24 protein-coding genes and 1 tRNA gene are annotated in these 22,579 nt (G+C 45.6%); 15 read left to right on the top strand and 10 right to left on the bottom strand.

Features of this window, described 5'->3' with window-relative positions:
• Positions 1-59: 59 nt before the first annotated feature.
• The 5 genes from crp to JKJ11_RS15390 all read right to left on the bottom strand — a co-directional run bounded on the left by crp (position 60) and on the right by JKJ11_RS15390 (position 4,553).
• Complete coding sequence (gene crp / locus JKJ11_RS15410) at positions 60-692, bottom strand: cAMP-activated global transcriptional regulator CRP (RefSeq protein WP_004410522.1); 633 nt, start codon at positions 690-692, stop codon at positions 60-62.
• 243 nt (positions 693-935) lie between these two features.
• Entirely contained in the window at positions 936-1,805 is an 870-nt protein-coding gene (locus JKJ11_RS15405) for a phosphoribulokinase (RefSeq protein ID WP_006074816.1), read from the bottom strand.
• 125 nt (positions 1,806-1,930) lie between these two features.
• Entirely contained in the window at positions 1,931-2,143 is a 213-nt protein-coding gene (locus tag JKJ11_RS15400; RefSeq protein WP_031493588.1) for a YheU family protein, read from the bottom strand.
• Positions 2,144-2,181: 38 nt separating this feature from the next.
• The gene (locus tag JKJ11_RS15395) at positions 2,182-3,168 is read right to left on the bottom strand and encodes a hydrolase (RefSeq protein WP_006074814.1); all 987 of its coding nucleotides are present in this window, start codon (positions 3,166-3,168) and stop codon (positions 2,182-2,184) included.
• Positions 3,165-4,553, bottom strand: a complete 1,389-nt coding sequence (locus JKJ11_RS15390) for an aminotransferase-like domain-containing protein (RefSeq protein ID WP_252038441.1) — start codon at positions 4,551-4,553, stop codon at positions 3,165-3,167. Before JKJ11_RS15390 ends, JKJ11_RS15395 begins: the two co-directional genes overlap by 4 nt.
• Before the next feature lie 120 nt (positions 4,554-4,673).
• Here JKJ11_RS15390 and JKJ11_RS15385 point away from each other — a divergent pair, with 120 nt between their 5' ends.
• A complete protein-coding gene (locus JKJ11_RS15385) occupies positions 4,674-5,270 on the top strand; it encodes a LysE family translocator (RefSeq protein ID WP_006074812.1) in 597 nt (198 codons plus the stop codon).
• Here the strand turns inward: JKJ11_RS15385 and JKJ11_RS15380 are convergent.
• Complete coding sequence (locus tag JKJ11_RS15380) at positions 5,260-5,739, bottom strand: TIGR02444 family protein (protein ID WP_038230928.1); 480 nt, start codon at positions 5,737-5,739, stop codon at positions 5,260-5,262. The genes JKJ11_RS15385 and JKJ11_RS15380 overlap by 11 nt on opposite strands.
• Positions 5,739-7,658: an ABC transporter ATP-binding protein gene (locus tag JKJ11_RS15375; RefSeq protein WP_006074810.1), complete on the bottom strand. Its 1,920-nt coding sequence runs from the start codon at positions 7,656-7,658 to the stop codon at positions 5,739-5,741. The genes JKJ11_RS15380 and JKJ11_RS15375 overlap by 1 nt, the downstream gene beginning before the upstream one ends.
• Positions 7,659-7,891: 233 nt before the next feature.
• Here JKJ11_RS15375 and kefG point away from each other — a divergent pair, with 233 nt between their 5' ends.
• The 8 genes from kefG to rplI all read left to right on the top strand — a co-directional run bounded on the left by kefG (position 7,892) and on the right by rplI (position 13,644).
• Entirely contained in the window at positions 7,892-8,503 is a 612-nt protein-coding gene (gene kefG / locus JKJ11_RS15370) for a glutathione-regulated potassium-efflux system ancillary protein KefG (RefSeq protein WP_252038439.1), read from the top strand.
• The gene (gene kefB, locus JKJ11_RS15365; protein WP_006074808.1) at positions 8,490-10,286 is read left to right on the top strand and encodes a glutathione-regulated potassium-efflux system protein KefB; all 1,797 of its coding nucleotides are present in this window, start codon (positions 8,490-8,492) and stop codon (positions 10,284-10,286) included. The genes kefG and kefB overlap by 14 nt, the downstream gene beginning before the upstream one ends.
• Positions 10,287-10,334: 48 nt before the next feature.
• Entirely contained in the window at positions 10,335-10,538 is a 204-nt protein-coding gene (locus tag JKJ11_RS15360; protein ID WP_006074807.1) for a YheV family putative zinc ribbon protein, read from the top strand.
• Between the two features lie 148 nt (positions 10,539-10,686).
• The gene (gene slyD / locus JKJ11_RS15355) at positions 10,687-11,268 is read left to right on the top strand and encodes a peptidylprolyl isomerase (RefSeq protein ID WP_038223079.1); all 582 of its coding nucleotides are present in this window, start codon (positions 10,687-10,689) and stop codon (positions 11,266-11,268) included.
• Positions 11,269-11,342: 74 nt separating this feature from the next.
• Positions 11,343-12,284: an isoaspartyl peptidase/L-asparaginase family protein gene (locus tag JKJ11_RS15350; protein WP_198558373.1), complete on the top strand. Its 942-nt coding sequence runs from the start codon at positions 11,343-11,345 to the stop codon at positions 12,282-12,284.
• Between the two features lie 189 nt (positions 12,285-12,473).
• Entirely contained in the window at positions 12,474-12,854 is a 381-nt protein-coding gene (rpsF, locus tag JKJ11_RS15345; protein WP_006074804.1) for a 30S ribosomal protein S6, read from the top strand.
• Positions 12,855-12,930: 76 nt separating this feature from the next.
• On the top strand, positions 12,931-13,158 hold the full coding sequence (gene rpsR / locus JKJ11_RS15340; RefSeq protein ID WP_000090472.1) for a 30S ribosomal protein S18: 228 nt from the start codon (positions 12,931-12,933) through the stop codon (positions 13,156-13,158).
• 33 nt (positions 13,159-13,191) lie between these two features.
• Positions 13,192-13,644: a 50S ribosomal protein L9 gene (gene rplI / locus JKJ11_RS15335; protein ID WP_031493946.1), complete on the top strand. Its 453-nt coding sequence runs from the start codon at positions 13,192-13,194 to the stop codon at positions 13,642-13,644.
• 67 nt (positions 13,645-13,711) lie between these two features.
• On the opposite strand, the gene JKJ11_RS15330 is transcribed toward rplI, so the two are convergent.
• Positions 13,712-14,482: a DUF481 domain-containing protein gene (locus JKJ11_RS15330; protein WP_062463012.1), complete on the bottom strand. Its 771-nt coding sequence runs from the start codon at positions 14,480-14,482 to the stop codon at positions 13,712-13,714.
• 177 nt (positions 14,483-14,659) lie between these two features.
• Between JKJ11_RS15330 and JKJ11_RS15325 the strand changes: the two genes are divergently transcribed.
• On the top strand, positions 14,660-16,054 hold the full coding sequence (locus tag JKJ11_RS15325; RefSeq protein WP_006075652.1) for a replicative DNA helicase: 1,395 nt from the start codon (positions 14,660-14,662) through the stop codon (positions 16,052-16,054).
• Between the two features lie 21 nt (positions 16,055-16,075).
• Entirely contained in the window at positions 16,076-17,158 is a 1,083-nt protein-coding gene (gene alr / locus JKJ11_RS15320; protein WP_252039129.1) for an alanine racemase, read from the top strand.
• Positions 17,159-17,322: 164 nt separating this feature from the next.
• Here alr and JKJ11_RS15315 read toward each other — a convergent pair whose 3' ends face one another.
• Positions 17,323-17,745, bottom strand: a complete 423-nt coding sequence (locus JKJ11_RS15315) for a secondary thiamine-phosphate synthase enzyme YjbQ (protein ID WP_031493579.1) — start codon at positions 17,743-17,745, stop codon at positions 17,323-17,325.
• Positions 17,746-18,050: 305 nt separating this feature from the next.
• Between JKJ11_RS15315 and pgi the strand changes: the two genes are divergently transcribed.
• Positions 18,051-19,703, top strand: coding sequence for a glucose-6-phosphate isomerase (gene pgi, locus JKJ11_RS15310; protein ID WP_062463009.1), 1,653 nt, complete (start codon positions 18,051-18,053; stop codon positions 19,701-19,703).
• Positions 19,704-19,771: 68 nt separating this feature from the next.
• Here the strand turns inward: pgi and JKJ11_RS15305 are convergent, their stop codons facing one another.
• Positions 19,772-20,245, bottom strand: coding sequence for an RDD family protein (locus JKJ11_RS15305; protein ID WP_252038437.1), 474 nt, complete (start codon positions 20,243-20,245; stop codon positions 19,772-19,774).
• Positions 20,246-20,437: 192 nt separating this feature from the next.
• On the opposite strand from JKJ11_RS15305, the gene JKJ11_RS15300 reads away from it, so the two are divergent.
• The 3 genes from JKJ11_RS15300 to JKJ11_RS15290 all read left to right on the top strand — a co-directional run bounded on the left by JKJ11_RS15300 (position 20,438) and on the right by JKJ11_RS15290 (position 22,541).
• A tRNA-Leu gene (locus JKJ11_RS15300) sits at positions 20,438-20,522 on the top strand.
• Between the two features lie 249 nt (positions 20,523-20,771).
• Positions 20,772-21,728, top strand: coding sequence for a hypothetical protein (locus tag JKJ11_RS15295; RefSeq protein ID WP_252038435.1), 957 nt, complete (start codon positions 20,772-20,774; stop codon positions 21,726-21,728).
• A gap of 36 nt (positions 21,729-21,764) precedes the next feature.
• Positions 21,765-22,541, top strand: a complete 777-nt coding sequence (locus JKJ11_RS15290) for a hypothetical protein (RefSeq protein ID WP_062463000.1) — start codon at positions 21,765-21,767, stop codon at positions 22,539-22,541.
• Positions 22,542-22,579 lie beyond the last annotated feature (38 nt).

The following is a 22,579-nucleotide window of genomic DNA, read 5'->3' as shown; positions in this document are numbered from 1 at the left end:
AAGCCACCTCGCGGTGGCTTTTTAGCTATTAGCTTTTGTAAAAGTAACGTCGCTAGAAATTAACGAGTACCGTAAACAACAATAGTCTTACCGTGAGCAGAGATTAGGTTCTGCTCTTCTAGCATCTTAAGAATGCGTCCCACTGTCTCACGTGAACAGCCAACAATTTGGCCGATCTCTTGACGAGTGATCTTGATTTGCATGCCATCTGGGTGAGTCATTGCGTCTGGTTGCTTCGCTAGGTTTAGTAGCGTTTGAGCAATGCGGCCTGTTACGTCTAGGAACGCTAAGTCACCTACTTTTTGGCTAGTCACTTGTAGACGGCTTGCCATTTGAGCAGATAAGCGCATTAGAATATCAGGGTTAACTTGAATCAGCTGACGGAATTTCTTGAATGAGATTTCCGCAACTTCACAAGGAGATTTTGCACGTACCCATGCCGTACGTTCTTGGTCTTCTTCGAACAAGCCAAGTTCACCAATGAAGTCACCTTGGTTAAGGTAAGACAAGATCATCTCTTTGCCTTCTTCATCTTTGATCAGTACCGCTACAGAACCTTTTACGATGTAGTAAAGAGTTTCCGCTTTCTCGCCCGCATGGATTAGCGTGCTCTTAGAAGGATACTTGTGAATGTGGCAGTGTGAAAGGAACCACTCTAACGTTGGGTCGGTTTGAGGTTTACCTAGAACCATATATCTTACTTCCTCTGCAGGGTATGCTTGCTGCTTTCCATATTTGTTAGCAAGCCCGTTGGTTAAGACTTACTAGCATAAAAGCACTTTGAAGATGGCGCAAGCGATCTTCTGTTTCCTAGAAATAGTATCCTTTTTTGCGCCATTTTTCTTGATTTTAATCGTGTCATCAGACCATTTTTCTATACAAAACTGTGCACATGATCACGGTATAAAAAATCATCTACGGTTAAAGCGTGAAAGCTAACCTATTTTTCCAGTTTCTATGAGCTGTTGAAGTATTGGTCTGACGATTAATTCCATCGCAAAACTCATCTTACCGCCCGGTACCACTATGGTGTCATGTCGCGACATGAACGAGCCATCTATCATTGCCAATAGATAAGGGAAATCGACATTTTTGATACCACGTAGACGAATCACCACGAAGCTTTCATCTAAGCTTGGAATGCCTTTGGCGTTGAGTGGGTTGGAGGTATCCACCGTAGGGACGCGTTGAAAGTTAATATGAGTGCGTGAGAATTGCGGGGTAATATAACTAAGGTAATCATCCATTGAACGGACAATAGAGTCGGTAACCGCTTCTCTGGAATGCCCTCTATCGCGAGTATCACGAACAAATTTCTGAATCCACTCCAAGTTGACTATCGGCACCATGCCGATAAGTAAGTCGACATGTTGAGCTGCGTTTACCTCTCCGTCGACAACACCACCGTGTAAGCCTTCATAAAACAGTACATCGGAATTTTCAGGCAGATCTTGCCAAGGCGTGAATGTGCCAGGCATTTGATTGTATGGTACAGCTTCATCAAACGTATGCAGGTAACGACGGAACTGACCTGTGCCATTTTGTCCGTAGTTGCGGAAGAATTCTTCTAACGCAGGGAAGTCATTTGCTTGCGGGCCAAAGTAACTGATGTGTTTTCCTTGCTCTTTGGCTTTGCGGATCTCGATATCCATTTCTGGACGAGTAAAGCGGTGAAAGCTGTCACCTTCAATAAAAGCGGGCTTCACGCTCATCATGTTGAACATTTTGCGAAACGCTTCTGACGTTGTTGTTGTACCTGCTCCAGAAGAGCCGGTCACCGCAATAATGGGGTGTTTTGCAGACATAACACTTCCTGTGTAATGATAGTTATAATTTTGTTTTGCTAACCCTATGAACCATTTAGACGTTGTTTGCTCATTTAGGTTCAATAGCGTTTTACTATAGCACTAGATTGTCATGCTCACGTCATTTACATCGAACGACGTAGCTGAATATCGACGGTTTCATGTAATTCGGAGAAGACAATTACAGCTTCTCCGCTCTCTAGTTGAGCTTTGACGTGCGATACCTTATCGTCCAACGACCACTCAGTGTCGCCGTAGTCAGTACCTTCACGCAATACGAATTCTTTGATCAAATTATCCAGCGTTTCTGCTGCGATTTGTTGCCATGGAATAATCATAAATACCTCATCACTCTATGATACGGGAGAGTATACCGTCATGTGGACGAGTGGAGTAGGTGGCGATAGTAGTTTGGTAAGGTTTCTTCTAGCCAAAACTTAGGTTGACGCAGACTGCCAGACATAAAACCCACATGGCCGCCACGTTCGTGTAAGCGATAGTCAATATGAGCAGGGAGGGCGAAGTTTGGAATGACTTCATGGCTCATAAATGGGTCATCCTTTGCGTGGATAAATTGAGTGGGAACAGTAATATCACACATTCTTTGTAATCCAGAGCATTGATTGTAATAGTCTTCAGCATCCCGAAAACCATGCAGTGGTGCGGTGATTAGGTCATCAAACTCGTACAGTTTGCGCATGTTTTGGATTTTTTCCGCCGTAAGACCTAATACATCACTGAGAAGGTGCAGTTTGTTTAGCGCGTTCTTTTTCATTGAGCTGAGTAGGTATGAGCGATATAGCTTGGAAAAACCCTGCTCAATTCGTCGAGCACACGCACCGAGATCCAACGGTGCAGAGACAATCGTCGCACCATCCAGCTTGCTGTCATTCTGGTAGTGAGCAAGATAATTCGTCAGCATGTTGCCCCCTAACGAAATGCCCACAGCAGCCTTTTTGGCATTTGGGTAACGATGATCCAAAAGCTCGATGAACTGCCTAGCGTCACCAATTTCACCAGAGTGATAGGCACGAGCTAGCCGGTTCGGGTTGGGACCGCAGCCGCGAAAGTGCATCATAACAGACAGCCAGCCTTGCTGAGCAAAAGCGTGCATTAAGCCATTGGCATAAGGGCTATTGAAACAGCCTTCTAGCCCATGAAACAGAACAAAAACAGGTTTGCTTTTCGCGCTTGATGAATGAGGCTCTTCACTCCATGCAAGCTCAACAAAGTCGCCATCTGGCGTGTCCAACGTTTCCCAAATTGGTTCAAACAAAGGCTTTCTTCTTACGAAGCGAGGAATCAAGGTTTGTATGTGCGGGTTACCAAGTCCTTTGGCGGCAATAAATTTAGCAGTACTCATAAGGTGAATTCATCGACTGTGTTGGATAATAACAGGGCTCTTAATTTGTCTACGCCGATTTGAAGTTGTTCGATCGTTTGTGGCGAGCTTAACGACAAACGCACAGCCGGCGCTACCGAGCCTCCGGGTGGGGCAAACAGTTCACCGGATTTAACGATAATACCCATGTCTTGGGCTTTGCTTACGAACTCACTAAGGCGCCAGTTTTCTGGGAGGGTTAACCAAATATGAAACCCACCTGTTTGATAGCCTAGCTCAAAACCATCGAGGGCACGTGTCGCAATATCAATACGCGCTTTCATCTCTCTGTGTATGAGCATTAAGTTACGTTCTGCGTCACCAGAGGTTAGCATTTCACAGGTTAGTGCGGTGAGTAGAGGGCTAATCATCCAGCTATGAGTTTGTAGCGTTACCAATAGCTTTTGATACAGTTTTTCTGGTGCATGGACATAGCCCACCCTCAACCCGGGAGCGAGGCATTTTGAGAAAGCGCCAATATGAACCACTCGTTCTGGGGCGTAATTCACCATAGGGGCTGGTGGAGATTCGAGTAGCAATCCGTTGATTTCATCTTCAATGATGTAAACATTGTACTGCTCACACACACGAATAATATCGAGTCGACGCTCTTCAGGCATGATGGCCGTGGTCGGGTTTTGTAGTGTCGGCGTGAGATAAATAAATCGTGGTGAATAGCGCTGACAACAGACTTCAAGCGATTCTGGAGTGACACCAAACTCATCCATCTCAACCCCTTTTAGGGTCAATTGGTTCTGGCGCGCTAGGCTAATGACGCCTGGATAAGTGTACTTTTCAACCAACACCGTATCACCTGCTCTGGTGAAAGTATCTAAAACCATTTGAATGGCATGTTGAGCCCCCGAGCTAAATAGTAGCTTGTGGGCGTGCAGTTTAATGCCTTTACTGTTTAACCACTTAGTGACAATCGAACGATGCGCATCCAGACCAGAAGGAGGCTGATAGATCATTAGTTGGTTCAAATGAGCCGGAGAGGTGGAGATCCTCTGCATCGCTTGCTTCAGCATGTCACTACGATCCAGCTGCGGTGGAATGTTATAACCAAAATTGTATTCATTCGGATCGACACTGCTTTCTTCAAACGCCCAGCTGGGTTTATTGGTATCAGCCACATAAGTGCCGGCACCTACTCGAGCTTCAACTAAGCCACGACGCTCGATTTCAGAATAGGCGCGAGTAATGGTGCCAACCGTGACATGCAGCTGATCAGCAAGCCAACGATGGGTCGGCAGCTTGCTGTTGCTTGCCAATTCTCCTGACTCAATTTGATGTGCGATCTGATCGGCGATCTGTTTGTAGATCGGTGTTGGATCCTGCTTGTATACCGTAATTGTTTCGATTGTCATGGTGACAATAAACCTTTTGCGTCTGTTTTGATCGTTTGTTAGGGTTATTTTGGTCGCTAATTAACAATAAAGCAACGTAATTTTTGTAATTGTATCGGTACAATTTTTTGGAGGAATCATATGGATTGGTCATTTTTCTTGTCTGTGGCACTTTTTGCCGTTGTCATGACTGGGACCCCTGGCCCAAATAATGTCATGTTGACAGCTTCAGGCGCGAACTTTGGCTACATGCGCTCGATACCTCATTTTTTCGGTATTGGATTTGGCTTGATTAGCCTCATTTTGCTCAATGGTGTGGGTTTAGGTGTGGTGTTTAAGACTTACCCAGTGGTGCAAGAAATTTTGAAATGGCTTGGTAGTGCATACTTGTTGTATTTGGCTTGGCGCATTCTAACCGCTGGTATTAACAAAGGAGATGGTGCTCAGCAGGCAAAGCCCATGACATGCTTGGAAGCAATGTTGTTTCAATATCTGAATCCTAAGGCGTGGGTTATGTCAGTTACGGCGGTCAGTTCATTTGCCATTGCTGGTGAGTATTATTGGTGGTCCTTGATTGGCATTTCGGTGATTTTTCTAGTGGTTCAGCTACAAACTTCGTCTGTGTGGGTTGGTTTTGGCACCTTTATTCGTCGTTGGCTGTCGACTCCCACTGCGTGGCGACGCTTTAACTCTAGCATGGCGGCGCTGACAGCTTCTTGTGTAGTGTTTATCTGGTAGGGAGTTCGCTGATAGGCTTAGCAAAGATCAATCCCAGATGTTCGGCGCCAAGTTGTCGACAGTAGATCAGTACTAGTGGCTCGTGATCGTGGGGGATCAGTGCGAGGCTATTGATACAGTCAACAAGATCGGACTGCTGTTGTTTTTCCAGACTGAGTTCAAATTCTAGGGCTTCACGATAAAGGCTATCAACTACGTTGTGTTTGAGTTGGCGACGGATATCGCGATATTGGTGCAGGAGCTGTTCGGTTCGCCCTAAGCAAGACTGGACTAGATGCCAGTCTTCAGATTGAAAGCGAACCGATTGTTCATCGAGCCATTTCAGCAACAGCAGCAGATTCACATTACCATGAAATTGATTTTGCAAATTTAAGCACGCTTCTTTCACTTCACGCACACCGTAATATTGCAGGCTAAACTGCCAAAGGTGTTCTAGGGTGAGTGTGGAAGATACGTGCTCTGTTGTCATTACTGATTAAATTCCTGTTCCATTTGCTCAAGAACTTCTTGCTGGGCCATCCACTCCATTTCTACGTCTTCGAGCTCGGATTTGCTAGAAGCCTGTTTGGCAAGTACTTCATTGAGTTTAGCTTTATTTTCCGCATCATACAGAGAAGTATCGGACAATTGCTCTTCTGCCTCAGCGACAAGGGCGGATAACTTATCCATTTTTTCTTCAAGTTTTGTCAGTGTTTTGCGAATTGGTGCAGTTTGCTTTCTAAACTCTGCTTCTTTACGTTTCTGCTCTTTCTTCGCTGCTGCGCTATTGTTAGAGCTTTTCTCTGGCTCGTTCTCTTGGGCTTCTTTGCGCTCTAGTCGCTGCTGGTCGGTGAGCCACTTATAGTAATCCACCAAATCACCATTAAATGGTGCCACTTGGCGATCGTGCACAAGATAAAGATCATCGGTGGTCGCGCGCAATAAATAGCGGTCGTGACTGACGATAACCATCGCACCTTCAAAGGTTTGCAGTGCCAAAGTTAGCGCTTGGCGCATATCAAGATCTAAGTGGTTGGTCGGTTCATCTAGTAGTAGTAAGTTTGGTTTTTGCCACACGATCAGAGCCAACACCAGACGTGCTTTTTCACCGCCAGAAAAAGGTGCGACTTTCTCCAGCGCTTTTTCGCCTTGGAAACCAAAACTACCTAAGTAGTCACGAAGCTGCTGCTCGGTATGTTGAGGCGCAATTTGCATCATGTGCTGTAAAGGTGTTTCTTCCGGATGAAGTGTCTCTAATTGATGCTGAGCAAAGTAACCGATTTTCACGCCTTGCGAGTAGTTGAGATCGCCACCCTTTGCGTTGAGCTCTCCAGAAAGCAGCTTAATCAGTGTCGATTTACCTGCGCCATTACGACCTAGCAGACCAATGCGGCTACCGGGAACGAGATTTAGACGAATCTTCTCTAATATGACGTTATCGTCGTAACCGGCCGAGACATCATCCATCATAATGATAGGGTTAGGAAGCGCGGCTGGCTCTCTAAATTCGAAACTGAATGGATTATCAAACTGAGCGGGAAGTACCTTCTCCATGCGTTCTAACGCTTTAATACGGCTTTGTGCTTGGCGAGCTTTAGACGCCTTATAACGGAAGCGGTCAATATAGCTTTGCATGTGAGCCATCTGCTTTTGTTGCTTCTGATACTGCGCTTGTTGCAAGATCAGTTTTTGCGCACGCTGATCTTCGAACGAAGAATAGTTCCCCGTGTACTCATTTAGCAGTTGGTTTTCGATATGAATAATGCGACCAACGATCGGATCCAAAAAGTCTCGGTCGTGCGAGATCAGAACCAAGGTACCCGGATAGTTTTGCAGCCAACGCTCTAGCCACATGACGGCGTCTAGATCTAAGTGGTTGGTTGGTTCGTCGAGTAGCAGTAGATCAGATCGGCATAGTAGAGCTTGTGCGAGGTTTAAACGCATGCGCCAACCACCTGAGAACTGCGTTAGGCTCCAACTCATTTGTGCTTGACTAAAGCCAAGGCCGTCAAGCAGTTCAGCGGCACGTGCACGGATGCTGTAGCCACCAATCACTTCAATCTTACCGTGAAGCTCTGCCACTAGTGTGCCGTTGTCTTGTTTCTCGGCTTCAACCAGATCTTGTTCTAGTGCACGATATTCTCTATCACCATCAATGACATATTCGATAGCACTGCGGTCTAACGCAGGGGTTTCCTGTGCTACCCAAGCTAACTCCCAATGCGCAGGTTGGCTAAACGAGCCAGCATCGATGGAAAGCTCATCTTTTAGTAGAGCAAATAGTGTGGATTTACCACAACCATTTTTACCTACTAAACCTACTTTATCACCTGGGTGAATGGTTGCAGAGGCTTGATCGAGGAGTGGTTTACCACCTCGAAGCAATTGAATATCAGAGAAGGTGATCATATGAATACAGCTAGCTTGTTATTGAGTTTTTGACCAACGAATACTAGGGGCAAAGTGTTTAAATGTCGATCATTATCCGATCCTACTCATCGCAAACTAACCTGCACCTTGGCGTAAGTTTGGGTTATGATGGAACAAACTGATAACAAAAATAGAATGATTTAAATAACAATCATATCTATCTACCCTTAAGCTTTAAGGGTATCGCTAGGTTTAAGGATAGACGTCTAGGAATGACTTCCATACTCGAAAGCACCAACACATCCCCCAAGGTTCTGGTCATCTATGCCCATCCAGAGCCGCAAAACTCGATTGCCAATCAGGTTATGCTCAAGAAGATTCAATCTCTTGATAATGTCACCCTAAGAGATCTGTACGCTCTGTATCCTGACTTCTTTATTGACGTTAAAGCTGAGCACCAGCTTTTGCTCGAGCATGATGTAATTGTGCTTCAGCATCCACTTTATATGTATTCCTGCCCCTCTTTATTAAAGGAGTGGATTGACCGTGTGCTGGGTAAAGGCTTTGCCTTCGGTGATGATTGCGCATTGGAAGGTAAGTACTGGCGCAGTGTCATTACCACTGGTGGTAAAGAGTCTGCCTTTAGTCAATCGGGCTACAATAAGTACCCGTTAGAGCAGATTTTGCAGCCATTCGAGCTGACGGCTGCCTTGTGTAAAATGCAGTGGATGGAGCCGCTGGTGCTCTATTGGTCACGACGTGTCGGTGATATGGAGCGATATCAACATGCGGAATTGTACCGCCAATGGTTAATGCATCCGTTTGATGAATCTTTGATGATGTCCACGCTGCAAGTTGCGGAGGTGGAACATGGCGATGACTAACGATTTCTTGCAAAGCGGTGTTATTTTCCTCTCTGCTGCTGTGGTTGCGGTTCCCATTGCCCAGCGCCTTGGATTGGGCAGTGTTCTCGGCTATCTGTTGGCTGGTGTTGCCATTGGCCCATGGGGGCTAGGGCTTATTAGCGATGTGGATGAAATACTTCATTTCTCCGAATTTGGTGTCGTACTGCTGCTGTTTTTAATTGGCTTGGAACTGAATCCTAAGAAGCTGTGGCAGATGCGAGTTCCCATCCTTGGTTTAGGTGGTGCACAGGTTGTCGTCACTACTTTGATTCTTTCTGCGATTGCTTCTTTATTTAATCTCTCTTGGCAAACCAGTTTAGCGATAGGAATGGGCCTCGCGCTTTCATCTACCGCGATAGCCCTTCGAGTTATTGAAGAACAAGGGCTAGGAGGCGGCGAGACCGGACAGTCCGGCTTTGCCGTTCTGCTGTTTCAAGATATTGCGGTTATTCCAATGTTGGCATTACTGCCATTATTAGCAGGCAACACAGCGGGCAACTGGGCAGACATTATTTGGATGTTAGCGGGCGTTTTAGGCTTGCTGGTGGGCGGCCACTTTCTGATTCGTCCTCTGTTTCGTTATGTCGTCATGAGCGGTGTGCGTGAGTTGTTTACCGTGGCCGCATTGCTGCTAGTGATTGGTATTGCTGCCTTTATGCAAAAGCTTGGGTTATCCATGGCTTTAGGTACGTTTTTAGCAGGGGTGTTACTGGCCGAAAGTGAGTACCGGCATGAGTTGGAAATCGCCATTGAGCCTTTCAAAGGTCTGCTGCTAGGGTTATTCTTTATCGCGGTGGGTATGGCGGTAAACCTTGGATTACTGATTTCTGAACCACTCGCTGTGCTGTTTGCTGTGGTGTCTTTGGTCATTATCAAAGGGCTTATCTTGTACGTACTGGCCCGTTTGTTTGGTATCGGACCGAAATCGCGCAGTAAAATGGCGGCGATTTTAAGCCAAGGCGGTGAGTTTGCCTTTGTCATCTTTACGGCGGCGAGTGCGCAAGGGCTATTGCCTGCCGAAGAGTCTGCCTTTCTGCTAGTTGTGGTGAGTTTGTCCATGGTAACCACACCATTGCTGCTTATGGGACAGAAAAAATGGTTTGAGAAATCACTCAATCATGTAGAAGAAACCACCATTAAAACCGATGTTGAGGATCGACAGCCTAGAGTGATCATTGCTGGCTTCGGACGATTTGGACAAATTGTCGGTCGTTTGATGTACGCCAATAAGGTCAAAGTTACCGTATTAGAAAGTGATGCGAGCCAAATTCACCTGTTAAGAAAATACGGTTATAAGGTGTTTTATGGTGATGCGACTCAGGTGGATTTGTTAAGAGCGGCGGGCGCCGATAAAGCCGAGGCTATCATTATCTGTACCGATTCTCCTGAGGAGATCATGGAAGTGGTGGACCTTTGTCATAACCATTTTCCTAAGCTTAGAGTCTTAGCGAGGGCTCGAAGTCGAGTAGAGGCCTATCAGCTTATGAATCATGGCGTGCAATGTTATTCGCGAGAGACATTTTTGGGCGCCCTAGATTTAGGTCGACAGGCATTAGTGGAGCTAGGATTTCATCCTTATGAGGCAAAGCGCGCAGAAGCGCACTTTAGAAAGCTGGATAATGCCATGCTTAAAGAGTTGTTGCCTCAACACAGTGAAGATAAAGAATTGGCACAAAGATCGAAAGAAGCTCGTAAAGAACTCGAAGAAATCTTTGGCCGTGAAATGGAAAATGATCGCCAATCGCGTAATTTCTGGGATTAACGTTGAAGTTAAAGCTATTGCGGTTGAAGGTCGGAATTAGGAAGTAACATGAGCAGTACCAAGAAACGTTTTATTGCGGGGGCAAGCTGCCCTAAGTGTAGCCAGCAAGACAGTTTGCGCTGGTGGATAGACAACAATGTTGAGTGGGTGGAGTGTGTAGAGTGTGAGTTCAAGGAACAACGCACGCCAAAAGCTGTAGAGAAAACTGAACGCAGTGATGAGGAATTAATCGGAATTTTTAAGCCTGAATGATTGAGTTTCTTATTTCTGACCCCATAATATGCGAACACGCCGCTTAAAGGCGGATTAATTTTTGATGAGATGATCATTTGAGTCGGTTTGCTGTTCGCAAAAAGGCTTTGCTTTAATGATCTCTCAAGGCCAATCCTTTGGAGCTCACATGAAAGTTACTCAGAACGCAGTAGTTAGCCTAGCGTACCAAGTAAAAACAGAAGACGGTGTTGTCGTTGATCAATCAACAGTAGAAGCACCTCTAGATTACCTACACGGTCACAACAACCTAATCGTTGGTCTAGAAAAGGAACTTGAAGGCAAAGAAGCGGGTGATAAATTCACAGCTACTGTTTCTCCAGAGGATGCTTACGGTGAACACAATGATGCATTAGTACAACGTGTACCAGCGAATGTATTCCAAGGCGTTGACACTATCGAAGTCGGCATGCGTTTTCTAGCGGATACAGACCAAGGTCCAATCCCTGTTGAAGTAACCGAAGTAGACGGTGACGAAGTTGTGGTTGACGGTAACCACATGCTTGCAGGCCAAACACTAACGTTTGATGTTGAAGTGGTTGCGATTCGCGAAGCTAAGGCAGAAGAAATTGAACATGGTCATATTCACCAAGGTGGCGGCTGTTGTGGCGGCGAAGGTCACGGTGAAGAAGGTGGCTGTTGCGGTGGTGACGACCACGGTGAGAAAAAAGAAGACGGTTGCTGCGGTGGCGGTGGTTGTGGTTCTCACTAATCGTTGAGTTTTGAAAGGCCTCCCTATGGGAGGTCTTTTTGGTTTTAAACAGTAGGGAAGTAGGAACGAACGGTATGACTAAGCCTTTTGCAATTGCGATTCATGGTGGCGCTGGAACCATATTGCGTGAACAGATGACCGAGACATTGAAGCAAGAGATATTGGCAGCACTGACTCAATCAGTTCAGGCGGGCGCTGCGATATTGGAAGCGGGTGGTGACGCTCTAGATGCAACAGTAGCAGCGGTTAAAGTGATGGAAGACTCGCCACATTTTAATGCGGGAAAAGGCTCGGTATTAACTCATGATGAAATGGTTGAGATGGATGCTTCTGTGATGCATGGCGCGGCTATGGATGCAGGCGCAGTCGCTGGCGTTCGTCATATTCGTAACCCCATTGAGCTGGCGCGAGATGTGATGCGCGATAGCGATCATGTGTTATTAATCGGTGAAGGCGCGGAGAAGTTTGCATTTGAACATCAACACGAATATACCGAGCAAGATTACTTCTTTACTGAGCGTCGCTACGAACAATTACTTTCGATGAAAGAGAAAGGATTGTTTGCCCTGTCTGAATCGAAATATCCAGATGACAAAAAATACGGCACGGTAGGGGCGGTGGCACTGGACAGCCATGGCAACTTGGCTGCCGCGACAAGTACTGGTGGTGTAACCAATAAAAAGTACGGCCGCGTTGGTGATACTGCGATTATCGGCGCAGGTACCTTCGCTGAAAACGGCAATGTTGCGGTATCAACCACCGGAATGGGTGAGTACTTTATCCGTAAAACCGTTGCCGGTGATGTCGCGGCGCGAATGCGCTATCTAAAAGAAGACGTTCATACGGCGTGTGAAGCGGTAATTCAAGGTGAACTGAAAACCATGGGTGGCGAGGGTGGCTTAATTGCAGTGGATGCTCAAGGTGATGTTCATTTTGGTATGAATAGCTCAGGTATGTACCGCGCCTCGGTAGATTGCCATGGTGAGTTAACTGTAAAGATCTATGCTGATGAATAACAAGGCTTTTTGGATGGCTAAGCATTGAGGGGTATTGCTTAGCCTCTTAAACCTCTAAAATTGCTTGCTTATTTTCCGTCCTTTCTGTAACATTCGCGGTCCTTAATTCTCGGTCTTTTTTATTCGTTCCTTGCTTCCTCTGGACGACCGAGCCAAACGTGGAAGCTAATAATCCGTAAGGAGCAACCAATGCGTCATTACGAAATCGTATTCATGGTGCACCCTGATCAAAGCGAGCAAGTTGCTGGCATGATCGAGCGTTACACTGGTTCTATCACTGAAGCTAACGGTACTGTTCACCGTCTAGAAGATTGGGGTCGTCGTCAACTGGCTTACCCAATCAACAAGCTTCACAAAGCTCACTACGTTCTAATGAACGTTGAAGCTCCACAAGAAGCTATTGATGAGCTAGAGACTGCTTTCCGTTTCAACGATGCAGTTCTACGTAACATGATTATGCGTACTAAAGCAGCAATCACTGAGCCTTCTATCATGCTTAAGCAGAAAGAAGAGCGTGCTCCACGTCGCGAAGAGCGTACTGAAGCTAAGCCAGAAGCAGCTGCAGAGTAATTCGTTACTCATTTAGTACTTGGTAATTGATTCAATTGCCGACAACAAGACTTTAATTTAGATCAGGAGATAGCCCATGGCTCGTTTCTTCCGTCGTCGTAAATTCTGCCGTTTCACTGCAGAAGGCGTACAAGAGATTGATTACAAAGACGTAGCAACTCTTAAAAACTACATCACTGAAGCTGGTAAAATCGTACCTAGCCGTATCACTGGTACAAGCGCTAAATATCAGCGTCAGCTAGCGCGCGCTATCAAGCGTTCACGCTACCTAGCTCTACTGCCATACACTGATAAGCATCAGTAATCGGCACCGTTTATTTAGATAGAGGATTAAACAATGCAAGTTATTCTACTTGATAAAATCGGTAACCTAGGTGGTCTTGGCGATACAGTTAACGTTAAATCTGGTTACGCACGTAACTTCCTTATCCCACAAGGTAAGGCAGTAATGGCTACTAAAGGTAACGTTGAAATGTTCGAAGCTCGTCGCGCTGAACTAGAAGCTAAAGTTGCTGAGCAACTAACTGCTGCTGAAGCTCGTGCTGAGAAAGTTAACGCTCTAGAAGCTGTTGTTATCGCTTCTAAAGCTGGTGACGAAGGCAAACTATTCGGTTCTATCGGTACTCGCGACATCGCTGATGCAATCACTGCAGCTGGCGTTGAAGTAGTTAAGAGCGAAGTTCGCCTACCTGAAGGTGCTCTACGCACAACTGGTGAGTTCGAAATCAGCATCCAACTTCACTCTGAAGTTTTCGCTGCTATCAACCTACAAGTTGTTGCTGCTGAGTAATCTCAGTCAGAAGAACAATGAAAAACACCAGCTTCGGCTGGTGTTTTTTTTTACAATTTTTATAAGGTTAGAAGCTGAACAGCAGGTTGACGGTGAAAATAGAGTCGCGCTTGCTTAGAGTAGGGCTAGGGACTTTACTGTGGTATTGGCTGTCATAAGATAGCTTTAACGCGATGGTTTCAGTAATGGCGTTGGTGACATTTAATTCTGTATCAAAACGGGTGTTACTTTTACCAGATGTAGCGGTTAGCTTGGTACCGACGGTGAGAGTATCCAAAGGCTTCCAAATCAAATTGATGTTGCCTCGAATAATAGCTTCTTTAACCACGTTCTTAAAAATAATGTCTTTATCGTCTATCTCATCAAGATTAGGTTCTTGATAACGAAAACCCGGACCGACTTCGACTTCAAACAGGAAATTGTCTCGATTGGCGAGCTGATAACCTAAACCACCTGAAACGGTATGATCTTCATAATATGAGCTATAAAGTGAAGAGAAGCCGTTATAGTTTCCGTACAAATACGCTTTAGGGCCTAACTTGTAGTCAGTTTGCAATAAATAGTTCTGCTGATTTTTATCTTCATCACCGTCTTTATAGAGTTGGTAATATTTCCATTCCCCACTGGTACGATGGCGTCCCTCGGTATATTCCGCAGCAACACGCGCATTAAGTGATTGAGAGTCGGTATTGCCTGAGTGTGCTTGATAGCCAAATTCCACTTCGGATTGAAGTGGTGAGGGCGGCGAGTCTTCCGTGTCGCTTGGCGGGAGAAATTCTTCAGCATAGATCGCAGGCGAAGCAAGCAATACTAGACCAAAAAGTACCTTCTTTGACACAAAAACCTCTCGGAGCGGATACGGGGTTCGGGATTATATGTGTGGCATATTCGACCATCGTCAGCAATAGGTCAAATTTTGAAGGAGTAATCCTCGTTTTAGTCGCGTTTTCTTTGCTTTAGCCCACACTTAGTTGAGTATATAATGTCTGGTCATAATGTGTTATCGAGTAGAGTCATGGCGGATATCCGAAATCAAAAAGTAAAAGATGCTCAAGTGGAATCAGTGAAGGTCCCTCCTCATTCATTGGAAGCGGAGCAGTCTGTACTGGGTGGTCTGTTGTTAGACAATCAACGATGGGATACCGTTGCCGAGAAGGTGATCAGCAGTGATTTCTATAGTCGTCCTCACCGTCTAATCTTTGAAGGCATTCAAGCTCTGTTAGAAGAGAGCAAGCCGCTTGACTTGATTACCTTATCTGAATTCCTTGAACTGCGAGAGCAGTTGGACGATGTTGGTGGATTTGCCTACCTTGCCGATCTAGCGAAAAACACCCCAAGTGCAGCAAACATCAATGCTTATGCGGACATTGTTGCTGAGCGTGCTCTGGTACGAAATCTAATTGGTGTGGCTAACGAGATCGCTGATGCGGGTTACGACCCACAAGGTCGCTCCTCAGAAGATCTGCTTGATATGGCTGAGAGTAAGGTCTTTAAAATCGCGGAAGAAAGAACCAGCGAGAATGAAGGCCCTCAAAATGTCGATAACATACTTGAAAAAACACTAGAACGAATCGAAATCCTGTATAAAACGCCACAAGATGGTGTAACAGGGGTGACTACGGGCTTTAATGACTTAAATAAGAAAACGGCTGGCCTTCAAGGTTCGGATCTTATCATTGTCGCAGCACGTCCATCGATGGGTAAGACGACATTTGCGATGAACTTATGTGAAAATGCGGCGATGTCGGATGATAAGCCAGTACTTATCTTCTCCTTGGAGATGCCTGCCGAACAGATCATGATGCGTATGTTGGCGTCGCTGTCTCGTGTTGACCAAACTAAGATCCGTACTGGTCAATTAGATGATGAGGATTGGGCGAAGATTTCAACGACCATGGGCATGCTCATGGAGAAAAAGAACATGTACATTGATGACAGTTCTGGTTTGACCCCAACCGAGGTGCGTTCTCGTGCTCGACGCATTGCTCGGGAACACGGTGGCCTTAGCCTTATCATGGTGGACTACCTTCAGTTGATGCGCGTACCGTCACTCTCTGATAACCGTACCCTTGAGATCGCTGAGATTTCACGCTCACTTAAAGCATTGGCGAAGGAATTGAATGTTCCTGTTGTTGCTTTGTCGCAGCTTAACCGTTCCTTGGAGCAGCGTGCCGATAAACGTCCAGTTAACTCAGACCTTCGTGAATCGGGCTCTATTGAGCAGGATGCCGACTTAATCATGTTCATTTATCGTGATGAGGTTTACCACCCTGACAGTGCATTAAAAGGGATCGCAGAAATCATTATCGGTAAGCAGCGTAACGGTCCTATCGGTTCGGTTCGCTTAACCTTCCAAGGTCAATATTCTCGCTTTGATAACTACGCAGGTCCTGCGTTTGACGAAGAGTAGTAGGGCAGACGTATGAGTTATATGAAAGCAGCGACAGCGCACATTAATTTGGATGCGCTGGCGCACAATCTAGCATGCATTAAACGGAAAGCGCCGAATAGCAAAGTCATGGCAGTGGTCAAGGCTAATGGCTATGGCCATGGTTTGAGACACATCGCCAAAAATGCCACGGGTGCCGATGCATTTGGTGTGGCTCGCATCGAAGAGGCGTTGCAGCTAAGAGCAAGCGGTGTGGTGAAACCCATATTATTGCTTGAAGGTTTCTACTCACCCAATGATCTCCCGGTGTTGGTGACCAATAATATTCAAACGGTGGTGCATTGTTATGAACAGCTCGATGCACTAGAGCAGGCAGAGCTAGAAACTCCGGTCGTTGTTTGGCTTAAAGTGGATAGCGGCATGCACCGTCTAGGCGTTCGTGAAGAACAATACCAAGAGTTCGTCGAGCGTTTACATCGCTGTGATAACGTGGCTAAACCGCTACGTTATATGAGCCATTTCGGTTGTGCCGATGAGCTTGATAACACCATGACTCAACAGCAAATCGAACTATTTCTGTCACTAACAGAAGGCTGTAATGGGGAGCGTTCTATGGCTGCCTCTGCTGGCCTACTTGAGTGGCAGCAAAGTCGCTTAGATTGGGTGCGTCCAGGTATCATTATGTATGGAGTGTCTCCTTTTGGAGATAAGACCGCAGCCGATATGGGCTTTAAGCCAGTTATGACTTTAAAGTCTCACTTGATTGCTGTGCGCGATGTAAAGAAAGGCGAAAGTGTGGGTTATGGGGCGACTTGGACTAGTCAAAGGGACACCAAAGTAGGGGTGATTGCGATTGGTTATGGTGATGGCTATCCTCGAACAGCACCCAATGGTACACCAGTACTAGTTAATGGTCGTAAAGTCCCAATAGCCGGTCGAGTATCGATGGATATGCTTACTGTTGACTTGGGTCCTGATGCCCTAGATCAAGTGGGCGATGAAGCCATCTTATGGGGGGAAGAGCTCCCATCTGAAGAAGTCGCCGAGCACATTGGTACTATTGCTTATGAGCTGGTGACTAAGCTCACTTCTCGCGTTGAAATGAGTTATAGCAGTACGAAGTGACGTCGGTCTCTATTTGATACCGAACTTCAATACCAAACCTAAGTATTGTCATTCCTGCGCAGGCAGGGATCTACTTACAGCGCCCTTCAAACCAACCTTTGTCTGCCTCGTCACAACAGGCAGGCAAGGTGTAAACCATCAAAGGCATCGCAAGGGTTTTTACCTCAAATCTGCCCTTGCAACGTTGCAATAATTCGTCGCTCCCCACCAAAGTCTCGATGTTCACCTAAGTAAATGCCCTGCCATGTCCCCAAAGCTAACTGTCCTTGGCTAATTGGAATGGTCACGCTCGCTCCAAGAAGAGAGCTCTTAATATGAGCAGGCATGTCGTCGCTGCCTTCGTACGTATGTTTGTAATAAGGTGCATTCTCTGGGACATAGCGATTGAAGTGACTTTCCATATCACTACGTACCGTCGGATCCGCGTTTTCATTCAACGTTAAACTAGCCGAAGTATGTTGAATAAAGAGATGTAGTAAACCTACAGAGTAGTCTTTTAACTGTGGCAGTTGTTGTTCAATTTCATCAGTAATCAGATGAAAACCGCGCGCCTTAGCGCTGAGGTACAATGTCTTTTGTTGCCACATAATCACTCCTATGTATTATAGTGCTGCTTAATGGTAGGGTGTTTACCTATTTTGTTTATATTGTGAACCGTTACGTGACCTAACTCAAGGTGAGTGCAATGGCTCTGGTTCATAATTACGCCTGAAAAATTATTACGAAAACAAAGTCTACACTTTGTAAACCACAGACAAGTTTGTAACGTCTAGTGAGCCTAAAAAGGCACTGGGCTGTATTTAGAATATACTGTTAATTATTCGCTAAACTGGGGGTTCCTTTTCCTTGGGGGGATTGGGAATAAAACCGACTAAAAATTGGGATAGAGACCATGTTGAAAAACATCAATCCAACGCAAACTGAAGCTTGGAAAGCACTGACTGCGCATTTCGAATCTGCGCAAGATATGGACTTAGCAGAGTTATTTGCACAAGACGCTGACCGCTTTGGCAAATTCTCTACGCGCTTCGGCTCTGACATTCTTGTTGATTACTCTAAGAACCTAATCAACGATGAAACAATGAAGAACCTATTTGCTCTAGCGAACGAGACTGAGCTTAAAGGCGCAATCAAAGCCATGTTTGCTGGTGACACAATCAACCAAACAGAAGGTCGTTCTGTTCTTCACGTTGCACTACGTAACCGTAGCAACACACCAATCATGGTTAACGGCGAAGACGTTATGCCAGCGGTAAACGCGGTATTAGAGAAGATGAAAGGTTTCTCTGAGCGCATTATTTCTGGTGATTGGAAAGGTTACACAGGTAAAGCGATCACTGACGTAGTAAACATCGGTATCGGTGGTTCTGACCTTGGTCCTTACATGGTGACTGAAGCGCTAGCGCCTTACACGAACCATCTGAACATGCACTTTGTGTCAAACGTAGATGGTACACATATCGCTGAAACTCTTAAGAAAGTAAATCCAGAAACAACGCTATTCTTGGTTGCTTCTAAGACATTTACTACTCAAGAAACGATGACTAACGCGCACTCTGCTCGCGATTGGTTCCTAGCTTCGGCTCAAGATGACGCTCACGTGGCTAAGCACTTTGCTGCGCTATCGACTAACGCAACTGCAGTTTCTGAGTTTGGTATCGATACTGACAACATGTTCGAATTCTGGGATTGGGTCGGCGGTCGTTACTCACTTTGGTCTGCAATCGGTCTATCTATCGTTCTAGCTGTAGGCTTCGACAACTTCGTTGAGCTTCTTGCTGGTGCTCATGAGATGGATAAGCACTTTGCTGAAACTGATCTAGAAAGCAACATTCCAGTACTACTTGCACTTATCGGTATTTGGTACAACAACTTCCACGGTGCTGAATCTGAAGCGATTCTGCCTTACGACCAATACATGCACCGTTTTGCTGCATACTTCCAGCAAGGCAACATGGAGTCTAACGGTAAGTTCACTGACCGCAATGGTGAAGCCGTTGATTACCAAACTGGTCCTATTATTTGGGGTGAGCCAGGCACAAATGGCCAACACGCGTTCTATCAGCTAATTCACCAAGGTACTAAGCTGATCCCATGTGATTTCATCGCGCCTGCTATCTCTCACAACCAAGTGAGTGATCATCACCAGAAACTAATGTCTAACTTCTTTGCTCAAACTGAAGCACTTGCATTCGGTAAGTCTAAAGAGACGGTTGAAGCTGAGTTTGCAAAAGCAGGTAAGACAGCAGAAGAAGTCAAAGATCTTGTACCATTTAAGATTTTTGAAGGTAACCGTCCAACGAACTCAATCCTAGTGAAGCAGATCACACCTCGTACTCTAGGTAACCTAATCGCGATGTACGAGCACAAGATCTTCACTCAAGGTATTATCTGGAACATCTTCAGCTTTGACCAATGGGGTGTAGAGCTTGGTAAGCAACTGGCTAACCAAATCCTACCTGAACTTGCTGACGACAGTGAAGTCACTTCTCACGACAGTTCGACTAACGGTCTAATCAACGCGTTTAAAGCATACAAAGCTTAACTTTTGTCTGCTTAGCCGTTTGTAATAAAAAAGGTGCCTTTCGGCACCTTTTTTATATTCGTCGCTATTTATTTTGCTTTAGGTAAAACAACTACCTTGGTCTTCGCCCAAATATCATGAAAGCCTCGCTTTTGAGGGTCGATAGGGACTGACAAGTTTGCTAAACCAAACGCGGATGTAGCGATACGGATTAGCGCCTGAGTCACGGTAATACGTCCACCATCTAAGTTTTGAAGCTCAATCTTCCAAGCTCTCATTCCTAATGTTTGTCCGGCGCGAGTCCAGAAGAACACAAGGAAGTAAATCCACGCGAACGCTAGGTAAGCGGTGTAAACAGGGCTCCAAAAGGGATGGCTGCCAAGAAAATCACTGGCGTCGGCATACGGTGCATAGCTTATTAGCCCTGCCGCGACCAACGCTTCCATGATTGCCACAACAACGCCACCGGCCATCATCACAACCGCAAGTATAATTAAGCTGTCATAAAACAGCGCCCCAAGTCGTCTGAAAAAGCCCGCTGGTGGAAGAGATTGAGTTTCCATTGAATACATCATTTAATAACCAAAACTGGCCACAGGATAGCGATTCTATCGACGTGAAGAAAGCCTCTTTGCCCGAATAGCATCACATTGTGGCGAAAATATCAGCAAACAATAGAATATTCAGCGTTTTGTTGTTGCACGCAACGAGAGCTTACGTATAATGCCAAACATCAAAGGACATCAGTCCAAGATGCCGGTGTGGTGAAATTGGTATACACGACGGATTCAAAATCCGTTGCCTTCGGGCGTGGCGGTTCAAGTCCGCCCACCGGTACCATATTAGAAAGGTCGCTTATTTAAGCGGCCTTTCGTCGTTTTGCGAGATGTAAACGTTGAGATACGTCCAACACGTTGCGGCAAGATGACTCATATCCAGCAGACCATTCTTTTCGAACTCTTACCAACCATTGACGATAGATCTCGTTTATAAGCGTTGATACTGTTCCAATCTCAAAGGTCACTTTTTCTCTGTTTGTTTATGAACAGTCGAAGCGCTAGAATCTAGGTAACAGATAGGAGAATTACTGTGAGTGCAAAATTTACCCATATTGCTTGGCAACAAACTGACATCACAGCTAGTGAGAAGTTAGTACTATTAAAGTTAGCGGATATTTCTGGCAATGATGGGAATGTGGCTTTTGCACTGTCAGATGTTGCTAAAGAGTGCTTACTTGGAGAGTTTGGACTAGCAGATGTGCTCACTGCGCTTGCGAATAAAGGGTTGTTGACCAAAGGTCAGGTTGAATCTACCCCCCAAGGGCAAAGGCACTACTTTACTTTGGCGAGTTCTGAACCAAATCGATTGCCAGTGATTGAAACCTCAAGTGCCGCTCCAGTTGTCCGTCAGCCATCTCGCGTTACGACGATGCAAGAATCGAGTGCTCCAGGTTGGGCGGTACCCTCCTTTGATCTCTATAAAGTACCGCCGAATAGCAGAGACAGCGTATGGCAAAACTTTGTACGTGAACATGGGACGAACACCACGAACATCACTCGTTTGGCGCGTCAGCTAGAAGATTGGCTAGAATACTCGAAACGCTCGGGAAGTTTACAAGCGGTGATTGGCGAGCAGCAACCCAATTATCGTAAGGATAAAAGTAGTGGGTTTTCTTCTAGTAAGAAAGAGTCGCAGCCTGCCACCAACAGCCAATATTTATCAACTCATGATCTCAATGAGTTTGAAATACCAGACTGGGCGTCGCAGACGATCGCTTTTTCTCGACTTGAGATTGATCCTAACTTGTTCTGGGAAAAGTTTGTGGTTTACTACAAAACCCGAGCAAATGAGTACACCAATGTCACTCAAATGCTTAATAAACTTCGATTGTGGATTGTTAACGAGAAACAAGCGGAAGATCGACGTAAGCAAGCAGAAGAAAGACGTCGCCAATCTTACCAAACGTCAAATAAGTCTGGTGATGTGAGTCCTTCAGAAGAGTTTCGTGAGTACTTACGAGGACAAGGTAAGAATCCGAATTTTTAAGACTCGCAACGTGCGCACTTTACATAGGTAATAGACATGAGTAACAGCAATAAGCCAAAAAACGTTGATTTTGGCACAATGGAAAAGAAACTCAGAGAAATGGGGGTCAATGGTAGCCTTGAGCATTTAAAGGCTTCTAATGCTGTTACTCCAAAAGTTGATAAGGGTCGCCGTGAGCCGCAGTCGACTCAAGTCTCAACGACAACTTCGCCATCGTCTCAGGCTTTAAGCATCAACGAGGTCGAACAAGAACGTCAACCTAGTGACTGGTGTAACTATATATTCGGTACATTACTGAGTATTTATGAGTCGACGTGGATTAAGTCTTACGGGCGACGCCCAACAGGACGTTTTCTCGATTTTGCAGATAGCTTAACGGAAGCGGAGTTAATGCGTGTCATGCAGCATTGCCGAGAGAGACTTCAAGCTGGCGAAAAATGGCCACCTATTATGGGTGAATTGACATTGCTCAAGACTCAGCTTACAGAATCAGAGTCTTTGGAAGCTTTGAATCGTGTTGTTAATAAAGAGCCCAATAATCAACTGGAAAAGTGGATTATGCAAAACAAAGGCTATGAGCTTCGTCGATTGCCACAATCTCTGATTGTCCGTCGCTTTAAAGAGTTTTATCGTGAGGCGATGAGCTTGCAAGAGAAGGGCAAGTTAGTGACAGAAGTGCCAAAAGGCCTTGCTCAGCACTCTGTGAAAAACCTCGTTGATCTCAAGCGAGAAGAGTTTGAGCAGCAACATGGTAAATCGCTAGATCCTAGAATTGCGGCTATTCTTAGTAATCGCGAAAAAGAGCAAGAGTAGCGTCCCTCAATAGAAAAGGCGCTAGTTTACAAATTTAT

Origin of the sequence: Vibrio sp. SCSIO 43133 (genome assembly GCF_023716845.1) — a bacterium.
Taxonomy (GTDB): domain Bacteria; phylum Pseudomonadota; class Gammaproteobacteria; order Enterobacterales; family Vibrionaceae; genus Vibrio; species Vibrio mediterranei.
Note: the sequence above shows the minus strand (reverse complement) of the source record. Positions and strands in the feature narration are given on the sequence as shown.

Bases quoted from the DNA above. Each gene is read 5' to 3' on its own strand.
- JKJ11_RS15390 (WP_252038441.1), bottom strand. From the start codon at position 4,553: ATGACAATCGAAACAATTACGGTATACAAGCAGGATCCAACACCGATC.
- slyD (WP_038223079.1), top strand. From the start codon at position 10,687: ATGAAAGTTACTCAGAACGCAGTAGTTAGCCTAGCGTACCAAGTAAAA.
- pgi (WP_062463009.1), top strand. From the start codon at position 18,051: ATGTTGAAAAACATCAATCCAACGCAAACTGAAGCTTGGAAAGCACTG.
- kefB (WP_006074808.1), top strand. From the start codon at position 8,490: ATGGCGATGACTAACGATTTCTTGCAAAGCGGTGTTATTTTCCTCTCT.
- JKJ11_RS15325 (WP_006075652.1), top strand. From the start codon at position 14,660: ATGGCGGATATCCGAAATCAAAAAGTAAAAGATGCTCAAGTGGAATCA.
- crp (WP_004410522.1), bottom strand. From the start codon at position 692: ATGGTTCTAGGTAAACCTCAAACCGACCCAACGTTAGAGTGGTTCCTT.
- JKJ11_RS15305 (WP_252038437.1), bottom strand. From the start codon at position 20,245: ATGGAAACTCAATCTCTTCCACCAGCGGGCTTTTTCAGACGACTTGGG.
- JKJ11_RS15395 (WP_006074814.1), bottom strand. From the start codon at position 3,168: ATGAGTACTGCTAAATTTATTGCCGCCAAAGGACTTGGTAACCCGCAC.
- JKJ11_RS15290 (WP_062463000.1), top strand. From the start codon at position 21,765: ATGAGTAACAGCAATAAGCCAAAAAACGTTGATTTTGGCACAATGGAA.
- JKJ11_RS15400 (WP_031493588.1), bottom strand. From the start codon at position 2,143: ATGATTATTCCATGGCAACAAATCGCAGCAGAAACGCTGGATAATTTG.
- JKJ11_RS15350 (WP_198558373.1), top strand. From the start codon at position 11,343: ATGACTAAGCCTTTTGCAATTGCGATTCATGGTGGCGCTGGAACCATA.
- JKJ11_RS15385 (WP_006074812.1), top strand. From the start codon at position 4,674: ATGGATTGGTCATTTTTCTTGTCTGTGGCACTTTTTGCCGTTGTCATG.
- rpsF (WP_006074804.1), top strand. From the start codon at position 12,474: ATGCGTCATTACGAAATCGTATTCATGGTGCACCCTGATCAAAGCGAG.
- JKJ11_RS15375 (WP_006074810.1), bottom strand. From the start codon at position 7,658: ATGATCACCTTCTCTGATATTCAATTGCTTCGAGGTGGTAAACCACTC.
- JKJ11_RS15380 (WP_038230928.1), bottom strand. From the start codon at position 5,739: ATGACAACAGAGCACGTATCTTCCACACTCACCCTAGAACACCTTTGG.
- rplI (WP_031493946.1), top strand. From the start codon at position 13,192: ATGCAAGTTATTCTACTTGATAAAATCGGTAACCTAGGTGGTCTTGGC.
- alr (WP_252039129.1), top strand. From the start codon at position 16,076: ATGAAAGCAGCGACAGCGCACATTAATTTGGATGCGCTGGCGCACAAT.
- JKJ11_RS15405 (WP_006074816.1), bottom strand. From the start codon at position 1,805: ATGTCTGCAAAACACCCCATTATTGCGGTGACCGGCTCTTCTGGAGCA.
- rpsR (WP_000090472.1), top strand. From the start codon at position 12,931: ATGGCTCGTTTCTTCCGTCGTCGTAAATTCTGCCGTTTCACTGCAGAA.
- kefG (WP_252038439.1), top strand. From the start codon at position 7,892: ATGACTTCCATACTCGAAAGCACCAACACATCCCCCAAGGTTCTGGTC.
- JKJ11_RS15360 (WP_006074807.1), top strand. From the start codon at position 10,335: ATGAGCAGTACCAAGAAACGTTTTATTGCGGGGGCAAGCTGCCCTAAG.
- JKJ11_RS15315 (WP_031493579.1), bottom strand. From the start codon at position 17,745: ATGTGGCAACAAAAGACATTGTACCTCAGCGCTAAGGCGCGCGGTTTT.